A 12,185-nucleotide genomic window follows, 5' to 3' on the forward strand; every position below is an offset into this window, starting at 1 on the left:
TATTATTTATACCTAACAACTCAAACTCTTCAATTTTATTACTCTCTAAATTTACTTTCACTTTATATAATTCACTTACACTTGGATTATCTTTTGTTTCTACACTATAAGTGGATTTAACTTGTACTAGAGCGTTAATGTTTTTATCTTCTATAACCTGTCTGTACACCTCTATATTTTCCACTCTTTTTTCAATCCTTATTTTAGGTGCTTTCGCATCCCCACCAGAACCTTTTTGATTCTCAACAGCTTGATCTGTCATATATTTTTTAGCCAAATCAAATCGCTTAACATAATTTTCATTATTATAATTAAACAAAGTATTCATTGCTTTTGTAATAATATCTTTTGCTTTCATTTCATTAGCATTTAAACCATTTATTTTTTGTAATTCCACATACTTTGTATTTAATTTCTTATAATCCATTGCTACCTTTTCAACTTGTGCCTTTGATTCCTTAGCGGTATTTTGATATTCACTACTTTCCGCTTTAAAATGGAAAGTAGTGAACGCCAAAGCAACAGTTGTAACACCTAAAACAACGCTAGTATAAACCCCTTTATAAGATTTCTTTTCTGAACGTCCCATGTTAACCTCCTGATTATATTATCCTTTTATTCTTCCAAATCCAGCAAAATGCTGTTGCCAGTAAGAACCAATATCATGATAGCCAATTCCACTACTATTAGAATCGTACATTTTGTTATCCCCTACATAGACTCCTACGTGCGAGATATGATTCGGCCCTCCGTAAGTTCCTTTATAAAAGACCAAATCACCAACTTTTACATCTTTAGGATCTATACGTTCAGTAGCTTTGTATTGCTCTATCGCTGTACGCGGAAGTTTAATCCCAGCTTTAGCAAAGTTCCATTGCATTAATCCAGAACAATCAAATCCCATATTAGGATTAGCACCAGCCCAAACATACGGCCAACCTTGATATTGAAGCATTTCGCCAATTACAGCATCAAAATAATTCATTTTACCATTTTCACCGACAGCAACATTACCATTAATACCGCCAGCATTGTCACTAGCTGTACAGTTCATAGTCAAACCACCAGCTTGTTTTACAAATGATGTAACCATTGGAACCCATTCACTATTTGTTCCGTATGGATCATTGTCAGCGCCTACAGGAGAATAGACAGCACCTAATGTTTCAATTGTAAATAATTGACGACCGATAATTAGGTTATGTAATGTTCTCCCTTGTGCTTTTAATCCATCTTCAAGCGTTGCATAATCTCTAATTCTATGACCATCCATTAAACCAGCTGGGTTATTATGCTCTATTACAGCTCTACTTTTCCCCCAACCAGTTTCAGCGATAATAATCGCTAACATCAATACTGGATCAATACCTTCATCTTTTGCTACTTGTTTTATAACTTCACCTTTCGTACTTATTACCCCAGCACGAGCGACCATAGCACCAAATTTCGCTTCATCTATTTGACCAGTGGTGTTACAAACAGCACCACCAGTCGTCATTCCACTTGTTTGATTACTTGCATCATGACCACCCTTTAAACTAACTGTAGAAACAGCTATAAAAAGGATAAAAATAATAACTAATATCCCACCAACAGTACCGCCAATTTTCAAGAGAGCTGTTTTACCAATACCTTCAAGAAAGTCCTTCATAAACCAATCTCCTTATTTATACTTTATCCTTTCATTTACATTGCATCTGAAAACACATTATAATTTTTTCTAAACCATAGTTCTTCTTCTAGATTTGTTAAAAATACTTCCATTTTTACTTTCTTACTACCTAAATAATAGAAGCCTTTACCAGCTTGTTCTTTCTTAGTTGCTTCAAATAATTCTAAGAAACTTTTATCATCTTCACTAAGACCCAATTGTAATGTTTCATTTACGAATTCAACTTCTTTTCGTTTCATCGGTAAAATTAACATTTGAATTGCTTGGTCAAGAACCGCTTCACCATAGTTTCGATGGTCTGTTTTTGCTGAAAGGAAGTCACTAATTGATTGTGTCGCAACCGCTACACCACAGTTAAATGAACGTACAACTTTCATTAATTCAAATAAATATTCCATTGCAACAACTACTTTTGGATCAGCGATAATATGCGCTTCATCAATGTATAATTTAGTTCGCTTACCATCACCATTTAAAATTTCATAACGTAAATGTGATAATAATAAGAAATAAATCAATTTATTTACTTCTTCCATTCTATAAACCGCTGAAATATCAAAATCAATTAGGTCATTATCCAATTTAACATTTGTAGGTTCGTTAAATAGATTGTTGTATAGCCCTTCCTCTCCATCTTCATCTTTACAATATGAAGAAAGAATCTGATGGAATTCTTTTAAAATTTCATATTTTTCAGGATTATACCTTTTACTTTTTGCATCTTTCCAATCTTTAATTAGATCGAATAGATCCTGTAATATAGGAAAATCTTCTCTTTTTAATTTGCTAAAATCTATATCTTGTGTGATGTTTTTTTCTCTGTAGACTTGTAGAATCGCTTGGTTAAGTGTCTGTCCTTGTAGAGCATTCATTTGAGGATACATTAATTTGAAGAATACACCAAGCGTTGTAATTTTATCGAATAGCGGATTACTTTCTGAAACTTTATCACTATCATCATCTTCGGATGTTACAGCTCTTGCTGGTACATCGAAAATATTGACAACAGCCCCACCTTTTTCAAGACCAAACTTAATCCATTCTCCACCCATAGCTTTATACATTGGGCCATAATCCTTTTTGGGATCAATTGTATAAATTCTTACATCATCTTGAAAATCTCTAGTCATATCTGTACACATTGCTGTAGATTTACCTGAACCAGAAACCCCTACATAAGCACTATGTTTATTCAATAATTTCTCTTCATCAACTTTAACGATATTACCTGTCATCATATTTCTTCCTTTTATTTTACCTCCATCCATATAAATCTCATTTTCATGGAATGGGAATGAATAAGAGACAGCTTGGGAACTCATAGCACGATATGTTAAATCATATACCTTGTTGTTATTAAAGGGTAAAACACTATCAAAAGCATCTTTTGCAACTTTTCTTGGATATATTGCCTTACCAAAAGAACCTACTTCTGATTTAACACGTTCAACAACACGATTTAATTCCTCTTGTGTTGGAGCAACACAGTGAACTAATAATTGAAATTGGAACATTCTTTTCCCTTTAAATACTGTATTATTTAACAGCATATCCGCCGCAACATTTTCAGCTTCGGCTCTTTTTTTAGTAACACCTTTAGCATATTTTGAAGATTCTTTAATTTCATTTTGTTCTATAGCTACATTTAATTGTTTAACAACTTTAGAACTTTCAAAGTAATCAATATATTGAATGATAGAAACATTTTCATCTAGATCTGTTAATCTTTGTATCGCTTCTTGACTTAAAACAGATGTATAATCAACAACCACTAAAGTTTGTGTATAGTTACCACCTGATATAATATTATCCTCTGTTTCTTCAATACTATCAGGAGCAATTCTGTTAACTATATTTGTATTTAATTTTTTATACGCTTGTTCAGTTGTTGCACTCTTTTTCTTTTTTCCCCAACCTAACCAATTTTTTAATGCCATTTTATTAAACACACTCCTTACATAATAAAAAATTATCTATTTTATCCTTAAAAACAAAAGGTTTTTTTCAATTTTACAAAAAATCAATAAAAAAAATTTGAGAACAAAAATCTTATAAAATCCTTGTTCTCTCTAATTCTTCTTTCTCTCTTTCAACTTGAATCATTTCTTTGTCAGAAATACTTATATCACCTAAATTATATTCATCCGCATAATCAATGTTTGCTTGTGCATTTTCATAATCAATCGTTGTATATAAAAGTTGAAATAATTCTTCATTTTCAAGAATATTTGCTTTTAAAGTGTATCTACCTTGAAGCATATTTTCTATTTTACCTTTTATTAACAGCGCTTTTCTATTCACTTCTTTTAAACTTTGTTGATTTGTTCCTTTTTCGGAAACAATGAAATATCTTTCTTTTGAAACCATTGATCTATTTTTTTGTATCTCATTACCTTTATCAATATAGCTTTCAACAAACATACGTTGAATTTTACTTCTACCTTTAGCTTGTTCTCTAACATCAGCTAAGTAAGTTGTTAAGTTTACAGGTTTCGTATATTGAGGAATCTGCATAGGAAACCAGTTTATATCAGCTTCTTGTAAAAAACCTTCCCATTGTCTAAGTGTTCTTCTTTTATCATTTATTGGCATAGTTTCAAGGTTAACACTTGATACTTTAATTACTTTAACAAGTTTATCGTCTAATGTTTCATAGCAACCAGATGTGATATTAAATACACCTAATTTACTTCTGATATCATTAGAAAAGTCTTCTTTTTCTTGTTTATCGAACATAAACTCTTTCTCCCTCATTGAGAATTTTAATGACCACATCATGCGTCTTCCTAATGAAATGTTTTTTCTGTCAGGATCTTTAATTAAAAGGCAAGCCCCCACTAGTGAAGCTGGAACTAGTGGGAGTATGAAGTTCATGCTATTAAGCCACCCCATCTTTAGCATTTGCCAATCTCCTAATAATCCAAGTCCGACAAGGGGAGCGATAAACGCTAGGTCAATAACTCGAAAGTTAAATAAGTATCTGTAAGGATCTATATTTAATGGTAATTCTATTTTGAATTCCCTTTCGAGTTCTTCTTGCCTTGCTAAAACTAAATTTTTAACGCTCGAATCCATCATGTTTAAAATGAACCCCTTTCGTTATTCATAAGAATATTAGTGTGCGTTAGTTTGAACGAAAGTTAAGATAACTTTTGCTAATAACGCGATAGCGAAGATAATAACACACCAGCCTAACCAACCTTTGAACTCTTCTCTTTTATGTTGTGGCCCCCAAATAGCACCAATACAAGTAATAAGGATAGCTAGACCAAAGATACCAATTAACATGCCTGAAAATCCACTGAAAATAGCTTCAATCAAGTTTCCGAAAGCACTAAAAAGATTCACTTATGCATCTTCCTTTCCAATATAATGTTAGGATCTTCATCCAACATTTTATCAGCTTCCAACAAATATTCTTTTTCAATTCTCAGACTCTTCGAAATATAAGAGGTCAAAGTTCTTTTCCTATCTACACTAGCAAACAGAACCGCGACATATTCGATAGAAGGTAGATAAATAGTTGTCGTCCATCCTTTTTTCATTTTTCTACGTTTGTATTGCTTTCGCTTTTTATACTCTTTTCTGATTTCCTCAAAATTTTTAATTCTAAGTTCATCTTCCGCCTTTTTAATAAACTTCTTATCTATGATGATACGATTTCTAATAAAGTTAGTTTTAGCTTCATTAGTTCGTTCACATGCGATTTCAACAGCTAGATAAGATCTATCACTCATTGTAATTGTGATAGCATGTTGTTTATTTCTTTCCCTAACGTCATTTCCAGAATCCAATAAATCCAAGCCACCTTTCATTTTGGGTAAATACAGTATACATTAAAACCGCCCATTTAATGAATTGGCAACCCTGATTTATCAATGTCAATAACGCGCCTAAAAATGAGCTTAGACTACATTTTAAGTATCTGTATAAAAAGCTTCTTTACCCATTGATTCCCCACCCCCTTTTAGCCTGTAAAACATCGACTTTGATGTTAAAAAATCATCCGTTAAAACCATGTGTATAAAGGCTTCGAGTTGATTTTTCAAAAAATCAAATATCTATAATGTAATTGTACAGAATTTTCTTACCAATTGCAACCATTATTAGCACATTTTTTGGAAAAAAATTAGAATTTTTTTGAAGTTTTTTCGTTTTAGTTTTACATTCTAAATCAAAACGTGTATGATATAAAAAAATACAAAAAAAAGAAAAGTCTCTCTATCAGAATGTCTCCCCAGACCGTTTTGACTAGTAGGCTTTTCTTTTTTTCATTTTCTTGTTAATACCATATCTTTAAATTCGTCTTTAAATTCCGCATTGGTAATATAAAGCTCTTTTTTACTTCCATCTACTTTTTTCAAGTAATACTTTTTAGTGGCTTCATGATCAGATTTCAATGAGATCTCCATGTTACCATTTTTATCTTCTTTATTATTGAATTCATAATTTGTGTATGGAAAACTATCTGAACTTGTTAAAATTTTACCATCCTTAAACTCAATGTCTTCAACATGGTTAAAAGGCGTATGTTTACTTCCACTTAAAGCCCATTTACCATCTAATTCAACAGATTTAGAACCACATGCTGTTAATACAATAAACAAACCAAACATTAACAAAATAAAGCTAAATTTTTGTGCTTTGTTCATGCGATCACCCCTTATTAAATTCCATTCCTTTGTAAGTTCCTGTAAATTTTCCCCTTATATGAAAACCAAGGAAGAATTGTAATCAATGTTCCTAAAATAATATAAATGTTGTACATATTAAACACAAAGTTTACAATATACCAAATTTGAGTTCCTAACAAAAAACTATATGACATTTTAAACAATAAAGGTAATACTGTACCGGTAAAAACAAATGCTACAATCATTCCAAGTAAAGTTCCTAAAAATGATTGAAAAACATTACTAATTTGAATCGGAACAAACAATATCCCCTTTAATATCCGACCCATTCCTATCACTCCTTTTACTTATCATCTTCTAGACATTATATTTTTCAACTGACTTTTTGATAACGTTTCCTTAGGTTCTTTTGGTGACTCTGTTTCTTTAGATTTTATAACAGTTTCTTCCACTTTTCCAGATTCTTCTGAAACTTCCTCAACTGTTGTTGCTTCTTCATCATGTTTAGGAATATTAGTAGGTACTTGTGACGTTTGATTTTGATTTTGGTTATAGCCCATACCCATAGGAATATTTTGAGCTATTGCACTTATTGGAATTGTTATAATTTGTCCAGATTCAACTTGATTTAACAATCTAATTGCATCCCTAATCTTTTGTGACTTTCTACGTGTCTTTGTCCAATCATTTAATGTATCTTCAATATCCTTATCGACTTGCTGATCTATGGTAAAGTTGTGAGTTTTAGTTTTATTTTCGGTCATTGCATTTAATCTCCTTTTAAGTTAGATATATCTATATCCTTGCGTTAAAGCAAGGATATAGATATTGATATAAATTTATACTATTAACAGCGTATTATTCTTCATCATCCCATGTATTCATTACTTCACCATATTTGAAGAATCCTTCAACACTTGCTGTTTGACTGTTTTTAACATAAGTTACATCTTCTTCATCATCAAAGTATGATGATAATTTATCTTTAACAATATTTTGTCCTCCACCAGTAATAAAAATTTTCTCAATATGATTTCTGGTAGTAAGTACACCTTGAAATGTGCTTAAAGCTCGATCTAAAAAGTCTGTAATAGCTTCTTCCGCATGTTCTTGGCAATTATAAGTTTTAGGCCCAATTTTGAAGTTATAATCATTTTTAAATGCATCTTCGATATCATGAACTGTTAAAGTTCTAATGGATTTATTTTTGTTTCTAACTTTTTGATAAATCTTATTCATTCCATTTGGTAGTGTTTGACTTTCATCTTCGTCACGTTTGCCACCTTCGAAAACGTCAAGAATCGTTGTACCAGCCCCAAAATCATATATTGCAATACGTTTAGTAAAATCAGCACTTATTTCTAATTTTTCATCAATTAATTGGCTAAATAACGTTCCTAATGGCTGTTCTAATACTTCAACATGCTCGACAGTAATAATTTTTTCTACACCATCTACTGTTACAACATGAGTTCCTTTGAAAACTGTTTCAAGATCTTCTTGATCTTGTGTTTCTAATTCCTCTGATGGCATCCCAGTAACAACACGAACATTTAAGTTTTTTTCTTTAAAATCAGAAGCTAGTTCACCTAAAACAAAATCAACTAATAACTCGTAGTTTTCTGATTTATATCTTTTATCAACCGTAAAAGAAGAAATTAATTTATCTGATGCTACAACTTCTTTAAGGCCTTCACCCCAAATGTATTTAGTTCCTTTTTGTGTAACACTTTCAAAAACTTTAAATTTAAGTCCATCTTCATCTTCAACATTGTTTTGTCTTGAAATGTTAGTGCTGGATTTCAGCATATCTTTTTCTTTAGCAATAGAACTTGGTGCAACAAATGGTTTGTTTCTGTTTTTAGATTTTGCTTTTACAAAACCATTTCCTAAATCAATCGCGAATGTTGTTAAAGTTGTCATTTAAATTCCCCCATATATAAAAAATTTTATTATTGATATGTAACACATTTATTAACTTCCTATCCTTATTCTACTATGCATTCAATATATAGTCAACATATATTAAGTGTTTAATCAACAATTTTCTATTTGTAATTACATTTTATTATACACCTAATATATAGTCAACATACACTTAACATACATTTAATGTATATTATTGTTTATTTTTTACTTATTTATTGGATAACATTTAGGATATTTATCATTTTCACACAACAAGGGCTTTTCTCCATGCTAAAGAAAGGTAGTATTTTTTGAGAAAATCACTCAAAAAATCTCCACCTTCCCTTCGGGCCTTTTAGCATTCCGAAATTCAGGGGTGTATTGACTTCGCGTCAAGCCAATACACCAAAAACTAGGTTGTTATGGTTATCGACTTGTACTATCCAGTATACCCCCCTGAACCGCCAGAACTTCTGCCCTAAGCTTTTGTTCCTGTTCTATATATTGTGACACTACAAGGGGCTAGCCCCTCGCTACGCTTCACCCTAGTCCCTAGCCTTCAACCCAAAAACAAGGGGGAAACATTAAAACCTCTATTATTGTTCAAGCCAGTTATAAATCGGTACTTTTCCAGTGTATGGTTCAGACTTTTTTTCATCTAGTTGAATTCCAAATGTATTAGTGTTTGTAAGTAAACGATTTTTCACTTGCTTGATAATCCCATTTCCTAGATATATTGCTTTATCATAAATTTGTTTTTGTCCTGAATTAACAACTAAACCTCTATAAGCATGTTGAATATCTTGTTTACACACATTTTTAATAAGAGCATTTGATTTAATATGATTGATAATTTCATTAACTAGGATAATTGGAGTTTCATTGCCTAATGTTTCAATTAAACAAGTACGAATCATATCTAATTGCATTTCATTAATTTCTTCTTCCTCTTCTTTTAATACAGGTTTAGAATTATTATCTTCTATTTTTCTACTTTCTATAGAAGAAGAATTTAAAGAAATCTCTGTAGTATTCTTTGTAGTATTCTCTGTAGTATTCTCTGGTATTGGTGACCACAAGTTGTCAGATTCGTCACCACAACTTGTCGGATTGGTAACGCCAACTTGTCGGATTGGTAACGCCAAGTTGGCGGATTGCTCTACATCGCTTTCCGCCAAGTTGGCGGATTGCTCTACACCACTTTCCGCCAACTTGGCGGATTGCTCTGTATCAACTTTCATAGTTTCTTTCTTATCTTTTTTAGTAGAACTCTTTTTTCCCTTTTTATAATTATCTAAAGCATCATAATCAATTGTGTACCATTTAGTACGATCCGTTTTCCATTCATTAAAACAATCAGAAATTAAAATTCCATTTTTTTCTAAATTGGTAAAAATACGCTCTATGGTTCTAGTAGACCAGAAAGGAAATTGTTCTTGCCATTCTGTATATGAGTTGTAGCACCAGAAACACCCATCACGATATGTACGCTCTTTTTTCAAATCTTTTTCTTTTGTTGTTTTCCTTTTATTTTCTAGCCAGTAATGTATTTGCTGGATAACAATTGCTTCGTTCAATCCAATACGAGAAGCCATTTCAGGGCGTACTAATAGCGGAGCTTCATCAAATAATAGACTACTTGTTTTTAATTCTCTTTCACCTGTTCTAGACATAATAAAAAGCCTCCATTCTTCCCAGTTTTCTCAATAAAGGGTACAAGAAATTAGAGACTTTTCTATTTACGTTTTTTTTGAAGTATGATAACATCAAAAACAGATGACATAAGTTAATTCATCAACTGTAACACATAAATATGAAAAACCTCTGTATTCTTGGACTTTTTGAATGGTGTTAGCCCGCCAAAGCCTAACCATTAAAAAAAGTGTGTACTGGGGTTTTTTTTATTTGTTTTTTTATTTGTTTAATTAACAAAAAATTCATACAAAACTATATCAATATTTCATTCTTCCACATCATACCAGAAATGTGGCGAAAAATGAAGAGAAATAGAGTATTATGAAGGAAATCCGTTTAATATCATAGTATAATAAATGGATTTTTCTGTATACTCAATTATATATTGAATATACATTGAGTATATGTTATCTTATAATAAATTTCAAATAATTTATTTTTAGTTTACCTATGCACAAGTTATTTTTGATAGTAAGATATATTCAGAGCTACATATTGTGACAAAATACTAGAAAAAAGGCAAAAAAAAGACCATCAATTTGTTGTTAGATTTCCACGTCAGTCAACAAATTAATGGATCATTGGTAGTTGTTGTAAAAGAAAAAACATACATTGTTGTTAATTCCTATAAATAAGATAACATAATTTTTATTTTTAGAAAAGTATAAAAGTAAAATGTTTTTTCTTTTACCTTCTATCATAAGTAGGAGGAAATTTTATGGTAGAGACTAATTCGTTTAATACCGCTAATCTTAGCAAAATAACATCAAAAAAGCTCCCATATGAAGTAATTCCGCGTGAATTACTTCAAGCACCAGAACATATTGACATGAGCTTAGAAGCATTAGGACTTCTTTTGAATTTAAAGTCATATAAGGATGATTGGATAATTCGAAAAACAGAACTATATCATCGTTATCCATTTAACAAAGAGAAAAGCATAAGAAAATGTTGGAAAGAACTAGAAGAATGTAATTATGCAAAAGAAATAAAGGTTCGTGAAGGTAGTAAATATACACATCATTATTTCTTTGATATTGTCCCATTTGATTCTAATAGTATTAGCATTCCTGAAAGTGGATCTATGGCTTCATTTATAGGCAACCAATTCCATTTACCAAACAATTCAGTTCAATATAATAATAGGTTTGAAGATGCATTTGAAATGCTACCTAGAGAACTATTGCAATCTAAGGATTTAAGTTTGCAAGCTATTGGGCTTTTATGTCACTTAATCTCTTATCCTGAAAGTTATCAATTACAAAGAAAAGAATTATACTCTAGGTTTAAAAAGAACAAGCGTGTATCTGTTAATACAATCTTAGAAGAACTAATTGAAAATCGTTATTTTCTCCAATTTAAAAAAAGAAATGGAAAAAAAGATGATACAAGATATTTTTATAGAACTACACCTTTTAGTGATAACGAAATTAATGAAATTGAATCTATTATTGAAACAAAAAATGTAGTTAGTTTTGCACTTGGTAAAAGAAAAACTGATACAGATAAAAAAGTGGGGACTTCCAAATCAACACCCCAAACAAAAAAAGAGGAAAAAGTGGGGACTTCCAAATCAACACCCCAAGAAACAGCTTTAAATCAAGGGATTTTGGAGTGTCGAAAAGGGAGTGCCGAAAATGAAGTGTTGAATTTGGAGTGTTCAGAAGGACGAACTATAAGAATACACAGTGAAAAAAATACACAATTAAATAATACACATATAGATAATACACAATTAAATACTTCTTCTTCTTTAATAGAGAAAATATCTAATAATACAGCTCAAAATGAAATAGTGTTTACAAAGGAAGAAGAAGAATATATCAAACATATCTATTCTGTATTAAAAGATAAATTAATTACTTCACAGATCTTTACTACAGACAATCAAATTAATGAAACGATAAAATTAATACTGAAAAAAGATATCTTCTATTTTGATGAAGTGGATATTGAGCAAGCAATCATTCACTATAAACAAAAATGTATGCAACAATATATAGCTATTCCTCCCCTTTTCTTTGCAAATGGTTTTGAAATTTGTTTAAATTTAAGACATTCTTCTTCAATTGCTGTTAAAGAGTCTGAAAGAATTTTAGCCGAAAAACCAAAGTTTAATAATTACGTTAATTTTCAAAATGAAAAAGGAGAATATACTGGATTAGAAGTATTTAAAAGAATATTAGAAAGTTAAATTCATAATATGGAGCTTGTAAATTTAACAAGCTCTAATTTTTTTAAATTTTTTACCTAATAATATATATTCACTATACATT

12 protein-coding genes are annotated in these 12,185 nt (G+C 30.8%); 1 reads left to right on the forward strand and 11 read right to left on the reverse strand.

Annotated elements, in window-relative coordinates; all coding sequences use genetic code 11:
- The 11 genes from V7024_RS21260 to V7024_RS21310 all read right to left on the reverse strand — a co-directional run.
- On the reverse strand, nucleotides 1–589 hold a 589-nt coding region (locus tag V7024_RS21260), incomplete at its 3' end, for a hypothetical protein (protein ID WP_335523616.1).
- A gap of 18 nt (nucleotides 590–607) precedes the next feature.
- Entirely contained in the window at nucleotides 608–1,651 is a 1,044-nt protein-coding gene (locus tag V7024_RS21265; protein WP_335523618.1) for an NlpC/P60 family protein, read from the reverse strand.
- Nucleotides 1,652–1,686: 35 nt separating this feature from the next.
- Nucleotides 1,687–3,609: a VirB4 family type IV secretion system protein gene (locus tag V7024_RS21270; RefSeq protein WP_335523620.1), complete on the reverse strand. Its 1,923-nt coding sequence runs from the start codon at nucleotides 3,607–3,609 to the stop codon at nucleotides 1,687–1,689.
- Nucleotides 3,610–3,721: 112 nt separating this feature from the next.
- Nucleotides 3,722–4,750 carry a hypothetical protein gene (locus V7024_RS21275; RefSeq protein ID WP_335523622.1) on the reverse strand — a complete coding sequence of 343 codons (1,029 nt, stop codon included), beginning with the start codon at nucleotides 4,748–4,750 and terminating at the stop codon, nucleotides 3,722–3,724.
- 36 nt (nucleotides 4,751–4,786) lie between these two features.
- The gene (locus V7024_RS21280; protein ID WP_001048303.1) at nucleotides 4,787–5,020 is read right to left on the reverse strand and encodes a hypothetical protein; all 234 of its coding nucleotides are present in this window, start codon (nucleotides 5,018–5,020) and stop codon (nucleotides 4,787–4,789) included.
- Nucleotides 5,017–5,466 carry a hypothetical protein gene (locus V7024_RS21285; protein ID WP_335523625.1) on the reverse strand — a complete coding sequence of 150 codons (450 nt, stop codon included), beginning with the start codon at nucleotides 5,464–5,466 and terminating at the stop codon, nucleotides 5,017–5,019. The genes V7024_RS21280 and V7024_RS21285 overlap by 4 nt, the downstream gene beginning before the upstream one ends.
- Nucleotides 5,467–5,943: 477 nt before the next feature.
- Complete coding sequence (locus V7024_RS21290) at nucleotides 5,944–6,324, reverse strand: hypothetical protein (protein WP_001030453.1); 381 nt, start codon at nucleotides 6,322–6,324, stop codon at nucleotides 5,944–5,946.
- A gap of 14 nt (nucleotides 6,325–6,338) precedes the next feature.
- Nucleotides 6,339–6,635, reverse strand: a complete 297-nt coding sequence (locus V7024_RS21295; protein WP_242293009.1) for a hypothetical protein — start codon at nucleotides 6,633–6,635, stop codon at nucleotides 6,339–6,341.
- A gap of 21 nt (nucleotides 6,636–6,656) precedes the next feature.
- Entirely contained in the window at nucleotides 6,657–7,070 is a 414-nt protein-coding gene (locus V7024_RS21300; protein WP_335523628.1) for a hypothetical protein, read from the reverse strand.
- A gap of 94 nt (nucleotides 7,071–7,164) precedes the next feature.
- On the reverse strand, nucleotides 7,165–8,229 hold the full coding sequence (locus V7024_RS21305) for a hypothetical protein (protein WP_335523630.1): 1,065 nt from the start codon (nucleotides 8,227–8,229) through the stop codon (nucleotides 7,165–7,167).
- Nucleotides 8,230–8,810: 581 nt separating this feature from the next.
- Nucleotides 8,811–9,887, reverse strand: a complete 1,077-nt coding sequence (locus V7024_RS21310; protein WP_335523633.1) for a hypothetical protein — start codon at nucleotides 9,885–9,887, stop codon at nucleotides 8,811–8,813.
- Between the two features lie 740 nt (nucleotides 9,888–10,627).
- Between V7024_RS21310 and V7024_RS21315 the strand changes: the two genes are divergently transcribed.
- Nucleotides 10,628–12,103 (forward strand): hypothetical protein, encoded by a 1,476-nt coding sequence (locus V7024_RS21315; RefSeq protein WP_335523634.1) that lies wholly within the window; start codon nucleotides 10,628–10,630, stop codon nucleotides 12,101–12,103.
- The last annotated feature ends 82 nt before the right edge of the window (nucleotides 12,104–12,185 follow it).

The organism is Bacillus sp. JJ864, from assembly GCF_036963045.1.
In the GTDB taxonomy this organism is placed as follows: Bacteria; Bacillota; Bacilli; order Bacillales; family Bacillaceae_G; genus Bacillus_A; species Bacillus_A pseudomycoides_C.

Excerpts from the sequence above, each read along its gene's own strand:
- V7024_RS21310 (WP_335523633.1), bottom strand. The coding sequence starts at position 9,887 with ATGTCTAGAACAGGTGAAAGAGAATTAAAAACAAGTAGTCTATTATTT.
- V7024_RS21295 (WP_242293009.1), bottom strand. The coding sequence starts at position 6,635 with ATGGGTCGGATATTAAAGGGGATATTGTTTGTTCCGATTCAAATTAGT.
- V7024_RS21275 (WP_335523622.1), bottom strand. The coding sequence starts at position 4,750 with ATGATGGATTCGAGCGTTAAAAATTTAGTTTTAGCAAGGCAAGAAGAA.
- V7024_RS21265 (WP_335523618.1), bottom strand. The coding sequence starts at position 1,651 with ATGAAGGACTTTCTTGAAGGTATTGGTAAAACAGCTCTCTTGAAAATT.
- V7024_RS21270 (WP_335523620.1), bottom strand. The coding sequence starts at position 3,609 with ATGGCATTAAAAAATTGGTTAGGTTGGGGAAAAAAGAAAAAGAGTGCA.
- V7024_RS21300 (WP_335523628.1), bottom strand. The coding sequence starts at position 7,070 with ATGACCGAAAATAAAACTAAAACTCACAACTTTACCATAGATCAGCAA.
- V7024_RS21305 (WP_335523630.1), bottom strand. The coding sequence starts at position 8,229 with ATGACAACTTTAACAACATTCGCGATTGATTTAGGAAATGGTTTTGTA.
- V7024_RS21315 (WP_335523634.1), top strand. The coding sequence starts at position 10,628 with ATGGTAGAGACTAATTCGTTTAATACCGCTAATCTTAGCAAAATAACA.
- V7024_RS21290 (WP_001030453.1), bottom strand. The coding sequence starts at position 6,324 with ATGAACAAAGCACAAAAATTTAGCTTTATTTTGTTAATGTTTGGTTTG.